Source organism: Halanaerobium saccharolyticum (assembly GCF_003259895.1).
Lineage (GTDB): Bacteria > Bacillota > Halanaerobiia > Halanaerobiales > Halanaerobiaceae > Halanaerobium > Halanaerobium saccharolyticum_A.
This window is the reverse complement of sequence record NZ_QLME01000001.1, coordinates 296,540-312,635: the sequence shown is the minus strand read 5'-3', so window position 1 is coordinate 312,635 and position 16,096 is coordinate 296,540. Positions and strand designations below refer to the sequence as shown.

General features: G+C 38.2%; 13 protein-coding genes. 12 read left to right on the top strand and 1 reads right to left on the bottom strand.

The window, feature by feature from the left end:
- Nucleotides 1–32: 32 nt before the first annotated feature.
- The 8 genes from C7958_RS01430 to C7958_RS01395 all read left to right on the top strand — a co-directional run bounded on the left by C7958_RS01430 (nucleotide 33) and on the right by C7958_RS01395 (nucleotide 12,037).
- Nucleotides 33–923 (top strand): carbohydrate ABC transporter permease, encoded by an 891-nt coding sequence (locus tag C7958_RS01430; protein WP_111570878.1) that lies wholly within the window; start codon nucleotides 33–35, stop codon nucleotides 921–923.
- A 3-nt stretch (nucleotides 924–926) separates the two neighbouring features.
- Complete coding sequence (locus tag C7958_RS01425) at nucleotides 927–1,760, top strand: carbohydrate ABC transporter permease (RefSeq protein ID WP_111570877.1); 834 nt, start codon at nucleotides 927–929, stop codon at nucleotides 1,758–1,760.
- A 215-nt stretch (nucleotides 1,761–1,975) separates the two neighbouring features.
- A complete protein-coding gene (locus tag C7958_RS01420) occupies nucleotides 1,976–4,210 on the top strand; it encodes a beta-glucosidase (RefSeq protein ID WP_111570876.1) in 2,235 nt (744 codons plus the stop codon).
- Between the two features lie 105 nt (nucleotides 4,211–4,315).
- A complete protein-coding gene (locus C7958_RS01415; RefSeq protein WP_111570875.1) occupies nucleotides 4,316–7,390 on the top strand; it encodes a glycoside hydrolase family 2 TIM barrel-domain containing protein in 3,075 nt (1,024 codons plus the stop codon).
- A 106-nt stretch (nucleotides 7,391–7,496) separates the two neighbouring features.
- Nucleotides 7,497–8,501, top strand: a complete 1,005-nt coding sequence (locus C7958_RS01410) for a LacI family DNA-binding transcriptional regulator (RefSeq protein WP_111570874.1) — start codon at nucleotides 7,497–7,499, stop codon at nucleotides 8,499–8,501.
- 159 nt (nucleotides 8,502–8,660) lie between these two features.
- Nucleotides 8,661–9,791 carry an aminotransferase gene (locus C7958_RS01405; RefSeq protein ID WP_111570873.1) on the top strand — a complete coding sequence of 377 codons (1,131 nt, stop codon included), beginning with the start codon at nucleotides 8,661–8,663 and terminating at the stop codon, nucleotides 9,789–9,791.
- Nucleotides 9,775–10,875, top strand: a complete 1,101-nt coding sequence (locus tag C7958_RS01400) for a Gfo/Idh/MocA family protein (RefSeq protein ID WP_111570872.1) — start codon at nucleotides 9,775–9,777, stop codon at nucleotides 10,873–10,875. Before C7958_RS01405 ends, C7958_RS01400 begins: the two co-directional genes overlap by 17 nt.
- 61 nt (nucleotides 10,876–10,936) lie before the next feature.
- A complete protein-coding gene (locus C7958_RS01395; protein WP_111570871.1) occupies nucleotides 10,937–12,037 on the top strand; it encodes a DUF362 domain-containing protein in 1,101 nt (366 codons plus the stop codon).
- Between the two features lie 73 nt (nucleotides 12,038–12,110).
- On the opposite strand, the gene C7958_RS01390 is transcribed toward C7958_RS01395, so the two are convergent.
- Nucleotides 12,111–13,010, bottom strand: a complete 900-nt coding sequence (locus C7958_RS01390; RefSeq protein ID WP_208320718.1) for a prenyltransferase — start codon at nucleotides 13,008–13,010, stop codon at nucleotides 12,111–12,113.
- Nucleotides 13,011–13,250: 240 nt separating this feature from the next.
- Between C7958_RS01390 and C7958_RS01385 the strand changes: the two genes are divergently transcribed.
- The 4 genes from C7958_RS01385 (at nucleotide 13,251) to C7958_RS01370 (ending at nucleotide 15,999) form a co-directional block, all read left to right on the top strand.
- Nucleotides 13,251–14,156 carry an ABC transporter substrate-binding protein gene (locus C7958_RS01385; protein ID WP_111570870.1) on the top strand — a complete coding sequence of 302 codons (906 nt, stop codon included), beginning with the start codon at nucleotides 13,251–13,253 and terminating at the stop codon, nucleotides 14,154–14,156.
- A complete protein-coding gene (locus C7958_RS01380) occupies nucleotides 14,153–14,914 on the top strand; it encodes an ABC transporter ATP-binding protein (RefSeq protein WP_111570869.1) in 762 nt (253 codons plus the stop codon). Before C7958_RS01385 ends, C7958_RS01380 begins: the two co-directional genes overlap by 4 nt.
- Nucleotides 14,895–15,647, top strand: a complete 753-nt coding sequence (locus tag C7958_RS01375; RefSeq protein ID WP_111570868.1) for an ABC transporter permease — start codon at nucleotides 14,895–14,897, stop codon at nucleotides 15,645–15,647. Before C7958_RS01380 ends, C7958_RS01375 begins: the two co-directional genes overlap by 20 nt.
- A 160-nt stretch (nucleotides 15,648–15,807) precedes the next feature.
- A complete protein-coding gene (locus C7958_RS01370) occupies nucleotides 15,808–15,999 on the top strand; it encodes a YgaP family membrane protein (RefSeq protein ID WP_111570867.1) in 192 nt (63 codons plus the stop codon).
- Nucleotides 16,000–16,096 lie beyond the last annotated feature (97 nt).

Below are 16,096 nucleotides of genomic sequence, written 5' to 3'. Positions count from 1 at the left end.
CCCTGCTTTATTAAAAGGATGGTGAATAATCATTGAAAATTAAAGATACCTGGCAGGAGATGAAGGAGAATCGGCATTTTTATTATTTTTTAGTACCTTTTCTTTTATTTTTTTCTGTCTTTATGCTATTTCCAATTCTTTTTTCTTTTTATATGAGTTTACATCGTTGGGGAGGTCTGGGGGAGGCTACTTTTACTGGATTAAAAAATTACAGCCGGATACTGACCGATTCAACTTTCCACACTGCCTTATATAATACTACTTTTATGTGGCTGACAAGCACACCTTTAATTTTGGGTTTTGCCCTGATTTTAGCAGTTATGCTTAATAAAAAAGAGGTTAAATTTTTAAAATATTTTAGAGTCGGTTATTTTATGCCTTTTGTTACTTCTACAGTTGTAGTCGGCGTTATTTTTACAATTTTATTAGATGGAAGTTTTGGTCTGGTTAACTTTTTTATTGAAAGTATTGGCTTTGACAAAATAAGATTTTTGACAAGTACTACCTGGTCTAAAATTTCAATAGTGATCGTGCTTACCTGGCGCTGGGTTGGTTACAATACAATTATTATGCTGGCCGGGCTGCAGAACATACCTGAAGATTTATATGAAGCCGCAGAGATAGATGGGGGAAGCACCTTACAGAAATTTTTCTATATTACGGTTCCCATGATGCGTCCAATTATACTATTTACTTTTATCTTATCAACAATTGGCTCCTTCCAGATCTTTACCGAGCCCTACATTATGACCGGTGGAGGACCAATGCAGTCTTCTTTATCTGTTGTCCAGTATTTATATAATTCTGGTTTTCAGCAGTTTAGAATGGGCTATGCTTCAGCTTTATCCTATGTATTATTTGCTATTATTTTTGTAGCTTCATATTTTCAGATTAAAATTGGTTCTGGCGAGGAGGGAATTTAAGTAATGTTTAAAAAAGATAATATAACAACAATTGTGTTTTATATTTTACTGATCACAGGAGTTATCATCTCTTTATTCCCTTTTTTCTGGATGATTTCTTCGTCCTTTAAAACGCTGGCTGAAATCTCAGCCTATCCTCCCGGTTTATTTCCGGATAGCATAATGTGGAATAATTATGTAGATGTGTTTGACACTTTACCTTACGGCAGAAACCTCTTTAATTCATTTTTTGTTGCCTTTATGTATACTTTTTTTGGAGTCTTTATTTCGGCAACAGGTGGTTATGCTCTCTCAAAATACAGGGAAGCTCCGGGGAGAAAATTATTTTTTGCTCTAATTTTATCAACGATGATGATTCCGATGCAGGTGCTGGCAATTCCATTATATATTTTAATGGCCCAGGTTGGCTGGATTAACTCCTATCCGGCACTGATTTTGCCATTTGCTGCTCAGGGTTTTGGACTCTTTATGCTCAAACAGTATATTGACGGAATTCCGGATGATTTAATCGAAGCAGCCCGGATAGATGGCTGTGGAGAATTCAGGATTTTCTTTCAGATTATTTTACCTGTTATCAAACCGGCAGTGGCAGCACTGGGAACAATTTATTTTATGAACAATTATAACCTATTTTTCTGGCCTTTAATTGTCACCAACAAAACAATTATGTATACTGTTCCGGTGGCTATTGCTCAGCTGCAGGGCCAGCAGTTTGGAATACCTCTACATCACATTATGGCAGCTGCAACAATGTCAACTGTGCCTCTGATAATTATTTTCTTATATTTCCAGAAATATATTATTTCAGGTATTACAATGGGTGCTTTAAAAGGCTAAGAATTATGGCTTCAGCTGCAGAGTAAAATAGGCTGGAGCTTTAATTATCTAATCAGATAGTAATAATTTAATTAAGGAAACTGATTAATTAATAATTAGGACTCTCAAAAGATGATAAAAAGTTAAAAATATCATATAATAAGATTAGTGATTAAAAGCGCTTTCGAAAAAATATTACGATTAATTGAGTAGTGATCAGAGGAAGGAGTGTAAAAATGGAAAAAAATATAGATAAAATTCTAAAAGAACTAACTTTAAAAGAAAAAGCGTCCTTACTTTCCGGTGGAGACTTCTGGCAGACAGAAGCGGTTGAGCGGCTTGATATTCCCTCGATTTTTCTGGTTGACGGACCACATGGAGTCCGCTATGTTGCTGACCGTCATCATGCTGATCCGGCTAAAAAAGCTACCTGTTTTCCGACTGCGGTTAATCTGGCAGCAAGCTGGGATCTGGCTATTATCGAAAAAGTTGCAGCAGCCCTGGCAGAAGAAGCTAAAGCACTGGGAGTTGATGTACTCTTAGGTCCTGGAATTAACATCAAGCGTTCACCACTTGGGGGTAGAAATTTTGAATATTTTTCGGAAGATCCATTTTTAAGTGCCCGGCTGGCAGTAAAATTTATCAGGACTGTTCAGAAAAATGGAATTGGTACTTCACTCAAACACTATACGGCAAACAATCAGGAATACAAGCGTTTTTCTATTGATGCTCAGATAGATGAAAGACCCTTAAGAGAAATTTATCTGGCTGCCTTCGAAAAGGTAGTTAAGGAGGCTAATCCCTGGACAATAATGGCCGCCTATAATCAGATCAATGGCGATTTTGCGACAGAAAACGAGTATCTGCTCAAAGATATTTTAAGAGATGAGTGGGGACATGATAATTTAATTGTTTCTGACTGGTGGGCTGTTCATAATAGAGTAAAAGCCTTAAAGGCAGGGCTTGATCTTGAGATGCCCGGGCCGGATCCGGTAAATGACCAAAAAATTGTAGAAGCAGTTGAAGCGGGAGAGCTGGCAGAGGAGAAAGTTGATGAGTCAGTGACCAGAATTTTAGATCTTATTTTAAAAGCTCAGTCAACTACAAAAGAAAAAAATGAGCTTCCGGCTGCTGAACACCATCAGTTAGCCAGAGAGGTGGCAGCTGAGACTATTATTCTGCTTAAAAACCAGGGTGATTTGTTACCCCTGACTGAAGCAAAACTGGAGGAAAAAGAATCACTGCTGGTTGTCGGAGAGCTGGCAGAGGAAGTTCGCTATCAGGGGATCGGGAGTTCTCAGGTTAATCCCACCAGACTGGATACTCATTACCAGGCTTTAGAAGACAAGTTTTCCGAGCAATTAAAGCTGCATTATACTCCAGGCTACAGTTCTGAAGCAGAGAGAGAAGAAAATGAAAATTTAAAAGAAAAAGCTTTAAGAGAGGCAGAAAATAAAGATTATGTAATTATTTATGCCGGCTTACCGGACAAAGTAGAGGCAGAAGGTTATGACCGGGATGATATGCAGCTGCCGGAAGCACAGAACCAGCTGATTAAAGAAATAGCGGCAGCTAATCCCAATATCATTGTTGTTTTAAATAATGGGTCAGCTGTTGATCTGCGGGAATGGATTGATAATGTTTCTGCAGTTATTGAAGCCGGTTTACCGGGACAGGCAGGAGCTTTAGCCCTGGCAGATATTATTGCCGGTGAGGTTAATCCCTCGGCAAAACTGGCAGAGAGCTATCCCCTGCAGCTGGAAGATAATCCCTCCTACCTCAATTTTCCGGGCAGCAGTGGAACTGTTCGCTATGGTGAAGGTATTTATATCGGTTATCGTTATTATGACAAGAAAAATCAGGAGCTGCTTTTTCCTTTTGGCTACGGACTTTCTTATACAGAATTTGCCTATCGAGCTCTGGAAGCCCCTGATCACCTGGAAGCTGGAGAAAAATTGAAAGTAAAAGTTCTCATCGAAAATACAGGTCTTTTTAAAGGGAAAGAAATTGTTCAACTATATATTTCTCAGAATAATCCGGGTCTGGACCGGCCTCCAAAAGAACTTAAAGCCTTCGGCAAAATCGAATTAGATGCAGGGGAAAAACAATGGCTGGAGCTGGAAGTTGATCATCAAGATTTAGCATATTATCATCCGGATGCAGGCTGGATTGTAGAAGCTGATCAATTTAAAATTATGATTGGAGCTTCTTCCCGTGACATTAAATTTACAGAAGAAATTCAGGTTGAAAGCAGACAGCGGTTAAAAGCTTTAACGGCTGAGACCCCTCTGGAAGACTGGCTTGCAGATCCGCTGGGTAAAAAAGCTGTGACAGAGGTTTTAAGCTCTGAGCAGATTGAAGAAGCAGGATTTTTTAAGCCCTGGCCGATTTATAGACTGCATTTCTTTGCTGCAGATCAGGTCAGCCTGGAGGAGATTGAAGAAATACTTGATATTTATCGTGATTTATAGGTGAGAAAATTATCGGAACAGAAATAAATTAAGACAGAGCGGAGCTTAAAATAGATTTTTCCCGGCTCTGACTCTGTTGAAAAAATCTTAGAAGAGGTGAGTTAAATGAAAGAATGGGAAGATCCAACAATTTTTGCAGTTAATAAGCGTCTACCTCATGCAAATCGTATTTTCTTTTTAGACCAGCAGACATTAAAAGACTATAATTTTCAATCATTAAATGGAGAATGGGATTTTAAGTATCTCTCAAACCATAATACATATCAGCAGGACTTTTACAGAAAAGATTTTTCTACTGTCGATTGGGATACAATTACTGTCCCTTCTAACTGGCAGCTTCAGGGTTATGATAGACCACATTATACCAATGTAAATTATCCATTTCCCGTAGAACCACCTAAGGTACCATCAGAAAATCCGGCCGGCCTTTATCGTCGTAAATTTTATCTGAGTCCGGATCGAGAAGGTGAACAGAATCTTATTCGTTTTGAAGGAGTTGATTCGGCCTTTTATCTCTGGTTGAATGGGGAATATATTGGTTACAGCCAGGGAAGCAGACTGGCAGCAGAGTTTGATTTAACTAAACATTTAAATTATGGTGGCACCAATATAGTGGCGGTTAAAGTTATTAAGTGGTCAGATGGAAGCTACTTAGAGGATCAGGATATGTGGTGGTTGAGCGGAATTTTCCGGGATGTTTATCTCTATTCTCAGCCTTTTTTTCAGATTGAAGATTTTAAAATCGAAAGTGAATTTAAAAGAAACCAGGAAATTGGAATTCTTAACTGTGATTTTGAGGTGCTTTCCTATCAGGAATTTATTCCAGAGGGAGGTAAAATAAAAATTAGCCTTTATGATCAGGGAGTTAAGGCAGTCGAAAAGATACTCGAGCTGCCGGCTTTAAAAAAGACCAGGCTCAAAAAATTTAAAACTGAGTTAGAGATAGCAGAACCAAGACCCTGGTCAGCAGAAAATCCTTATCTTTATCAGCTGGAGGTTGAACTTTTAGATCCAGAAGGAGAAACAATACAGACGATCAGACAGAAAGCTGCTTTTAGAACCGTTGAAATTAAAGATGCCCAGCTGCTGGTTAATGGAGAGGCAGTAATGATCAGAGGAGTCAACAGACATGATTTTGATCCAGAGCTGGGACGGACTGTCAGCAGAGCCCAGATGGAAAAAGATGTACTGCTGATGAAACAGCATAATATCAATGCTGTTCGGACAGCCCATTATCCAAATCACCCCTATTTTTACGAGCTCTGTGATAAGTATGGACTCTATGTACTGGCAGAAACAGACATAGAATGTCACGGTATGGAACCGGTTGGCCGCTGGGATGAGCTGGCAGATTCCAGAGAGTGGACAGCTGCTTTTGTGGATCGGATGGATAGAATGGTCGAGCATTATAAAAACCATCCTTCCATAATAATCTGGTCTTTAGGTAATGAATCAGGTTTTGGTGACAATCACCGCAAAATGACGGAGCTGACCCGCAGACTTGATCCAACTCGTCCTATCCATTATGAGGGTGACCGCCAGCAGGAAGTTGTTGATATTATTGGACCAATGTATCCCACAATCGAGCAGACTGCAGAACTTGCTAAAAAACAGGAAAAGCCGGTTATTCTCTGCGAATACGCTCATGCAATGGGTAATGGTCCGGGTGAACTTAAAGAATACTGGGATGTTTTTTATGAGCACCCTTCAGCTCAGGGAGGATTTATCTGGGACTGGCTGGATCAGGGAATTGCAGTTGAGAACGCCGAGGGAAAGATCTGCTATACCTATGGTGGAGACTTTGGAGAAGAGCCTCATGATAAAAACTTTAATATTAATGGGCTTGTATTTCCAGACCGTACTCCTTCTCCCGGTTTAACAGAATATAAGTATGTGATGGCACCATTTAAGATTAAAGACTTTAATTTTAAAGAGGCTAAAGTAACAATAGAAAATCAATTTGACTTTATAGACAGCTCAGATTATCTGCTGAACTGGGAAGTTAAAACTGCCGGCAGAGTAATCGAAAGCGGCAGTCTGGATTTTGAGTTAAAAGCAGGAGAAGTTAAAGAATTTGGAGTCCGGGGCCTTCAACTTGATAATCTGGAGCTTCTGATTGAAGAAAAAGGGAGAGAAATCGAAGCTAATCTACCGGCTGACAGTTATCTTAATTTCAGGATTAAATTAAAAAATAAGAAAAACTGGGCAGAACCCGGACATGAGATTACATTTAGACAGTTCAAATTACCATTTATTTTTGACCGTCTCTATCATCCAGCTGAAAATCATTCACAAAATAAGGAGTTAACTATCCAGGAAAGTGATCTCTATTTAAAAATTGAGGGCCGTGATTTTAAGATTTACTTTAATAAAGCCGGTGGTCAGCTCAGTGATTATAATTATAGAGGCAAAAGAATTATCGAAAAAGGACCTGAACTTAGTTTCTGGAGAGCGCCAATAGACAATGATAATACAGAAGTCACCTATAATTATACAGCTGCCTGGAAAGAAGAAGGTATTGATCAGTTAAGACAGCGGCTGGAACTGCTTAAAGTTGCAGAAGTTAAATCCAGCTATATACTAATTAAAAGTAAATATACACTTGCTCCAGCAGCTAAGGATTTAATTATCAGAGCAAGTCTTGAATATAAGATTTACAATAATGGGGAAATTGAAGTCACAGCTGCCGGTGGATTTGCAGATCAAAAAGAGCATTCACTACCAAGAATTGCTCTAGAACTGGAGTTAAGTCAGGATTTAGAGCAGCTTAGCTGGTTTGGTAAAGGACCGGGAGAATCATATCCGGATAGTAAAAGAGCAGCTTATGTTGATTTCTTTACTAAAAATATAGGAGAACTGCATACACCTTATGTCTATCCTCAGGATAATGGCAATCGATCTGAGACTAAATGGCTGCGGCTAAAAAACAGAGTTGGAGCCGGAATTGAATTCTATAATTCCAATAAATTTGATTTTACTGCTCACTGTTACAGCAAAAAAGATCTGGAACTGGCAGATCACGACTGTGAACTTCCCTATAGAGATGAAATTTATCTGGAATTAATTCATCAAAATAGAGGTCTGGGAAGTACTTCCTGTGGACCGAAAGCCTTAGAGAAATATGCGCTGAAAGTAAAAGAGTTTGAATTCCAGATTAAGTTTAAAGGAATAGATTATTAAGATCTGATATATAAGTACCAGGTACAAAACAGCTGTTTTGTACCTGGTACCAAAGAAATGATATGGAATGAAAATGAACTTAAACGTTTTAAAAGAGGGCGATTATATGGCTGTAACTTTAAATGATATTGCCAAAAAAGCAGGTGTTTCTTTAGCAACAGTCTCACTTGCTCTAAATGGCAGCAATAAAGTAAATAAGGATACTAAAAATCGCATCAAAAAAATTGCAGAAGAACTTAACTATGTACCCAATGCGAGAGCCCGGGCTTTAGTCAAAAAGTCAACTAAAACTATTGGGCTGGTAATTCCGGAGGTAGTTAATCCCTTTTTTGCAGAACTGGCTCAGTCAATTAAGGATTATGTTCGCAGTCAGGACTTTAATGTTATTTTATGCAGTACTGATTATCAGAGTGAAGAAGAATTGAGATATATCAATATGTTTCGCTCCGGTCAGGTTGATGGTGCAATTTTTGCCTGTGCTGGAGATTTAATGGCAGAACATAATGACTTGATAATTAAATTAGTTAAAGAAAATATACCAGTAGTTTATGTTGATCGTGATGGTTTAAATCACGATCTAATACCAATTGTAAAAAGTGATATTTATCATGCAGCGTATCAGGCTGCTGACTATTTAATTTCTCTGGGACATAAAAATTTGGGTTTTATTGGTCAGAGTGTAGAAAGATTAAGTGGAGTTAAAAGTGCTTTAAAAAACCAGGGTTTAGAGATTAAAGAGAAAAATATTTATTATGATTACTTAAAAATGGAAGGTGGCTATGCAGCTGGCGAGAAAATAGCTGCCAGAGATGAGAAGCCAGAGGCTGTAGTCTGTTTAAATGATGAGATGGCGATTGGTGTAATTCAGGCCTTAATTGCTAAAGATGTTAAAGTTCCAGAGGAGATATCAGTTGTAGGAATTGATAATATCAAGATGGCAAATTTTTATAACCCATCTTTAACTACAGTAAATATACCCGTAAGTAAAATGGGAGAAAAGGCTGCTGAAATTCTGATGAAGAAAATAACAGGAAAAACTTTAAGTCCTAAAGAAAAATTCTTCATCTTTCCTACCAAGCTTGTTATTAGAGACTCAACTAGAAAAATATAAATTGTACTTCCCTTATCAGAAAGACTTTACTGGATTGCAATCCGGTAGAGTTTTTCTATTTTTTCTGATAGAATAACGTTAGGTACCAGGTACAAATAAGCTTATTTGTACCTGGTACAAAAGAAACAATTCACAAATAAGTAAAATTGGAGGCCAAAAATGAAAATAGCACCATTTAAAGTAGAAGAGTGGATGAACGAGTATGAGATGGATGCTGAATACAATATTGCAGAAACCTGTGTCGAATCACTGACAGTAGAAGAATTATTAAATTTTAGTGATGACCCGGCTGCCAGGCTGGAAGAAATTAAAAAGCTGCAGCTTACCTATGGAGATATCAAAGGTTCAAAAGAATTTAAAGCAGGAGTTAGCAGTCTCTATGAGAGTGTGAAGCCGGAAAATATTTTACCATCACATGGAGCAATTGGAGCCAACTTTCTTCTGTTATACTCTCTGGTCGAGGCTGGAGATGAAGTTGTTTCTGTTTTTCCCACTTACCAGCAGCTTTATTCCATTCCTGAATCTTTTGGAGCTGAGGTTAAAAAGCTGGACTTAAAATATGAAGATGGCTTTTTGCCGGATTTAGAAAAATTAAAATCGCTGGTCAATCAAAAAACAAAGCTGATTGCAATCAACAATCCTAATAATCCCTCTGGAGTAGTAATGAAGAGGGAGATCTTAGAAGAGATAGTAGAAATAGCTAGAGCGGCTGATGCCTATATTCTGGCTGATGAGGTATATCGGGGCTTTAATCTGGAAGCAGAAATTCCCTCAATAGCTGATCTTTACGAAAAGGGAATCAGTGTGGGCAGTATGTCCAAAGTCTTTTCGCTGGCCGGACTGAGGATGGGCTGGATTGCTGGCCCGGAGGAGATAATTGAGCTCTGTCAGCTGCACAGGGATTACACAACTATTTCTAATGGTATGATATCTGACTATCTTTCTACAATTGCCCTGGAGAATAAGGATAAAATTATAAAGAGAAACCTCGCCAAAGTAAAAAAACAGCTGCAGATTCTGGATGACTGGGTACAGAGTCAGGAATTAATTGAATATGTTAAGCCAAATGGAGGGACTACTGCCTTTTTAAAATACCGACTGGATTTGGATTCTGAAAGCTTTGCCAAAAAATTATTTAAAGAAAAAGGTGTTCTGGTAGTACCCGGTACTGCTTTTGGTAGAGAAGGATTTTTAAGAATTGGTTTTGCCGGCAGTGAACCGGTGTTAAAAAAAGGTTTAGCTTTATTAGAAGAATTTCTGGAGGAAAATAATAATGGAAAAAAATTCTAAGTACCCGGTACCAAAAATAAATTTTGCAGTTATCGGAATTGGCTGGCGGGCTGAATTTTTCTTGAGAATTGCCAGAGCCCTGCCAGAACAGTTTGAAGTCTTAGGTGTTGTCAGCAGTAGAACCAGTAAACGAGAAGAGATTAGAAATAAGTGGGGACTTAGGGCCTATCAATCAGCTGAAGAACTACTTGCAAATGAGAAGCCAGATTTTGTAGTGCTTTCTATCAGTAAAGAGGCAGCTGCTGAAGTGATTTTGCAGCTGGCAGAATCCGGGATTCCAATTTTAGCAGAGACTCCACCGGCAGCCAATTTGTCAGAACTGATTAAGTTGAATAAAAAACTGGGGGAAGATTATCCGATTCAGATTGCCGAACAGTATCATCTCCAGCCATTACATCAGGCTATTTTTAAACTTGTTAATTCCGGACGCCTGGGAGAAGTTAATTATGCTCGAGTTTCAATCAGCCACGGCTATCATGCAGTAAGTCTGCTGCGTAAGGCTCTGGGAATTGAATTTGAAAATGCAGAAATTGAAGCCAGAAGTTTTGAAAAACCGATAGTAAAAGGACCTGATCGTTCTGGAGCGCCCGGGAAAAGGGAAATTGTCAGCAAAAGGCATGAGTTTGCATTTTTAGATTTTGATGGCAAATTGGGAGTCTATGATTTTGAGCGGGATCAGCATCGGTCCTGGATTAGATCCCAGGAGATTTTGATTAGAGGCAGTGAAGGTGAAATAAAAAATTCAACTTTAAAATATTTAAAAGACTATCAGACTCCAATTGAATTAGAGTTAAAAAGAGTAGAAGCTGGAATTAATCAGAATCTGGAAGGTTTTTATCTAAAGGGAATAACCTGTGGTGAAGAGTGGCTTTATCAAAATCCATTTCTTCCCGCACGATTTTCCGATGATGAGATTGCTGTAGCTGAAGCTTTAGTCAAAATGAAAGATTTTTTAGAGACAGGAGACAGTTTTTATTCATTAGCCGAAGCTTCTCAGGATCAATATTTAGCTTTAATGATCGAAGAATCTTTTCAGAAAAAGGAAAAAATCGAAACTCAAAAACAGATCTGGAGTTCCTATTAGAAAATGATTTTGAAAAAAATTTCTAAGTACCCGGTAGCAAAAAAATGAGAAGGTGATTCTGATGGAAAAAAATCAAATTTTTATAAATTATGGTGATCAGGGTAAAGTAATGGTCAAAGAACTGCTGCAGAAACTAAAAATTGAAGCGGAGCTGCAGCCAGATGATCTGATTGCCCTAAAGCCAAATTTAGTTAATGCTACAAAATCAGAAAAAGGAGCTACAACTGATCCAGAAATTGTAAAGGGAGTGATTGAATATCTGCAGGCCAGGGGTTTAAATAATTTAATGATTATTGAGGGTTCCTGGGTGGGAGCAGACACGAATAATGCTTTTGAGGTTTGCGGTTATCAGAAGCTGGCCCGGGACTATGAGATTTCATTATATAACTTAAAAAATGATAATTTTATCAAAAAGTCCTATCAGGGGCTGGAAATTGAGATAGCTGAGAAAGCACTTCAGGCTGACTATTTAATCAATCTGCCGGTCCTGAAGGGCCACTGTCAGACCAATATCACCTGTGCCCTTAAAAATCTTAAAGGCTGTATTTCCGATTCTGAAAAAAGGAAGTTCCACCGCCAGGGGCTGCAGCAGCCAATTGCCTATTTAAATAAGCTATTAAAACAGGATTTGATTATTGTAGATGGAATTTACGGGGACCTCGATTTTGAAGAAGGTGGAAATCCGGTTAAAATGAATAGAATTATTGCCGCTCAGGATCCTGTTCTAGTAGACAGCTATGCAGCTGAACTGCTGGGCTATTCCACGGCAGAAGTCGAGTATATAGAAATAGCAGCTCAAATTGGAGTAGGCAGTAAAGATTTATCAGGGGCAGAGATAATTGAGCTAAATCAGGATCGAGCAGCAGTAATTGAATATTCTTCCCGCAAAATTAAAAAGCTGGCAGCCAAAGTTAAAGTAAAAGATGCCTGTTCAGCCTGCTATGGGAGTCTGATCCATGCTTTAAAAAGAATAGAGAAAACAGGTCAGCTGGATAAAATTGCCGGAAAGATCAAAATCGGTCAGGGTTATCAGGGAGAGAAAATCTCCGGAATTGGAATCGGAAGCTGCTGCAGTGGAGCTGACAGCTTTGTTAAAGGCTGTCCACCTTCAGCCAGAGCAATCTTAGATTTTCTGGAAGAAAAGTATCAGATCAGAGTGTAAATTTTTAAGTACCAGGTTATAGTGAAATATTTCTTTTAAACCAGGTACAAAAAGGCCTTTTTGTACCTGGTACCTAAAAGAGAAACAATGCCAGCAGCTGGATTAGACCAAAGGTTAAATGAAGCTGATTGGTTACAGGAACTCCTTTTTTCTCTGCTTTGGCCACATTTTGATAAGCTTTAACAGCAAGCGGCAGAGTCAGCAGTGACAGAAGTGTGGCAGCTGGATAAAGATTTAAGCCAACAAAAAGAATTGTTAAAAGATAGGAACTGCTCAAAAGAGATAGATAGAGCATTTTGCTTTTTTTAAAACCGATCCGGACAGTTAAAGTTTTGATGCCCAGTGATTTATCCCGCTCAAAGTCTCTCAGCTCATTGCTCAGCATTAAAACCGGGATTAAAAGACTGATCGGCAGACCCAGGATTATCGGTCGCCAGGAATAATGCTGGCTAAAAGCAAGATGGGTTCCCATAACCATTAATGGTCCCATCAGCAGAAAAGAAAGGGGAGTCCCTAATCCCCGCTTTTTATATACAATTGGCTCTCCAGTATAGGCATAACCACCGATAATGCCTAAAACTCCAACCAAAATTAATTTTCTGGTGGTGATTGAGATTATATAAAGTCCTAGTAAAGCTGTAATTAGAAAAGAGAGCATTCCCAGCAGAAAAATCAGGATATCAAAAGCTTTTCTTTTTTTACCGAGAAAAGAATATTTTTTTCCTTTTTTAAAATGGAGATTCTTATACTCACATTCAAAATAATCATTGATAAAATTGGTACCTGTCTGTACAAAAAGACCGGCCAGGGTGACCAAAATTATTAGTTTTAGATCAAATCCTAAGTCGCCGCTGAGCAAAGTTCCTTCCAGGTGGGCGACAGCCATTCCCAGAGTAGTAGAATATAAGGCCAGAGTTAAAGAAAGCGGACGTGAAGCCTTCCAAATTTCTTTTAAAAATCTAATTTTTTTCAATTCAAAACTTCCTTTCGTTACTTTTTTAACATATACATTGTTTCATATTTATGGGGAAAATGCAAAATAAACTACAGCACCAGAACATAGTGAAAAAAATAACTTTAACCAGGTACAAAAAAGCTTTTTTGTACCTGGTACCTAAAATATATCAAATATTACTTTAAAAGTTGAGTGAAAAGCTATATAATTAACTATAAAGATTATAATTAGTAAGAATATTTTAGGAGGAATTATAAAATGAAAGAGAAAAAAGTCTTTTTATCACTACTAATGTTAATATTTTCACTTGTCTTTTTAGCAGGGAGTGTCGCGGCATCTGATATGACACTGGAAATCGGAATTATGCCGGCTGTAGATTCAGCCCCAATTTTGCTGGCCCAGGAAAAGGGATATTTTGCCGAAGAAAATCTGAAGATCCAGATTGGTGTTTACACAAATGCAGTGAACAGACAGACTGCTCTCCAGACCAATAAACTTGATGGAGCAATGACTGATTTGATTGCTTTTGTTAATAATGTTAATAACGGTTTTCCGGTTAAGATAACTACCAGTACTGACGGCAGCTTTCCTATTTTAGTCAGTAAGGATTTTGAAGAAAAAGAAGAGGTTAAGATCGGAATGATGGAAGTTAGTGTCTCCAATTTTTTATCAGAGCAGTTTCTGGGAGAGCAGTATAAATTGAGTAAAGTTTTTGTGCCTGCGATTCCCGCTCGTCTGGAGATGGTTAAATCCGGACAGCTGGAGATGGCAGTAATTCCTGAGCCCCTTGCTTCTACAGCAGAACTCGCTGGATTAGAAAAAAGAGTATATAAAAATGAATATGACTTTATGCCGGAAGCGATGATTTTTACCGAAAAAACACTTACAGAAAAAGATGAAGCAGTTGCAGCCTTCCACAGAGCCTATGATAGAGCGGTTGAAGAAATTCAGCAGGATGATTCTGAAGCCAGAGAAATTTTAATTAATAAATTAGATTTACCGATGGCGATCAAAGATTTAATTGCAATGCCGGAATACCACTTAAGCAGAGTCCCGACCGAAGCATATTTAAATCGAGTTATCGAGTGGATAGAAAAAACCGATGGCAGTCAGATTGACATCGATTATAATCAGGTTATAGAAGGGAAGTACAGCAGTCAATGATTGAGGTAAAAGAATTAGATTTTGCTTATCAAAAAGAAAAGGTTTTAAAAAATATAAATTTAGAGGTAAAAAAAGGAGAGAGTCTTGCCGTAATCGGTCCTTCCGGCTGTGGTAAGACTACACTGCTTTATCTGCTGGCAGGACTTGAACAGGCGGATCAGGGAACAATTAAAATTAACTCTCAGCTTTTAACCGGAATTCGAGATAGAAGTGGGGTTATTCTCCAGGATTATGGACTTTTCCCCTGGAAAACTGTTTATAATAATCTGGCTCTAGGCCTCAAAATTAGAGGAGCTGCCGGTGGGGAAATCAAAGAAAAGGTTAATTCAGCTTTGAAGCGGCTTAAAATATCTGAGCTTAAAGATAAATATCCGGCAGAATTAAGCGGCGGCCAGAAGCAGCGGGTAGCTGTCGGCCGCTCCCTTGTTCTGGCTCCGGACTTATTATTAATGGATGAACCTTTTTCTGCTCTGGACGCCCTGACCAGAGAAGAAATGCAGAATTTGATTCTGGAAATTCACGCCCGGGAAAACTTTACTTATGTGCTGGTAACCCATGATATTGCAGAAGCTGCTTTTTTAGGCCACAAAATTGCAGTAATCAAAAAAGGGAAAATTGCAGCAGTCCTGGAAAACCCTCATTTTGGAGAAAAAGCTCTGCGGGAAAAAGAAGAATTTTTTGAGCTGCAGAAAAAGCTGAGGAATTTAATGTCTTTAGAGGCTGAAGGAGAGGATAAAGATGAAAAAACAGAAATTTGACAGCTTATATGCACTGCTGTTAATTGTGGCTGTCTGGTATTTACTTTATTTTAGCATTGATTCAGCAATTATCAGCTCTCCGACAGCAGTTATTAAAGTCTTTTCTGCAAATTTCAGCAGCGAAATCCTGCCTCATCTCCTAATGAGTTTTTATCGGATTACAGCTGCGGTATTGGTGTCACTGATTTTTGGTGTCAGCATTGGTCTGCTGACAGGGATGCATCCTAAAATTGATAGATATCTGGCTCCTCTAATTTATCTTTTGTATCCAATTCCCAAAATTGCTTTTCTGCCGGTCTTTATGCTTTTGTTTGGGCTGGGAGATCTCTCCAAAATAATTTTGCTGATTGTAATAGTGATTTTTCAGATAATAGTTACCACTCGAGATGGAGTGCGCAGTATTGACAGCAAATATTTTGCTTCTGCCCGCTCCCTGGGAATGGACAGACTTGATATTTATCAACATCTGGTGCTTCCGGCTGTTTTTCCGGGGATACTTACAGCTTTAAGAATCACTATTGGAACCAGTATTGCGGTCTTATTTTTTGCGGAAAATTTTGCAGTTAGATATGGAATTGGCTATTATATAATGAACAGCTGGTCGATGGTTAATTACCTAAAAATGTACAGCGGTATAATTGCAGTCAGCCTGCTTGGTTATTTCTTATTTAAAGGAATTGATCTGCTGGAAGCTAAATTCTGCAGCTGGCAGAAACTTTCTGATAAAAATTAATAACCATTGGTTTAAATAAATCGAATTGCACTCAATTTAATTCTTAATATGTAATCAATGATACAGAAAGTTTTCAGCTTAGATGTTAATTTATAATTAGTAAATAAAAATAACTATTAAAATTTCGAAATTTGAATCTAAAAATGAAGGGGGAAAAATAATGAAAAACGTTGGTCAAACTGATAAGTGGATCAGGATAATAATCGGTATTGTTCTGCTGTCGATGTTTTTCTTTGTCGAAGGAAACGCCAGATATTTTGGTATTTTGGGAATCATCCCTCTCTACACGGGATTGTCAGGTAACTGCATGCTGTACAAACTTTTGGGAATTAATACCCGGAAGGATAAATAGTTAATTTATTATCCCCGGTTAAATGGGGATAATTAATATAAATTTTTTTGAGCTGAATCCGGAGTAAAAAGCTCGGATATGGAACTAATGAATCGAA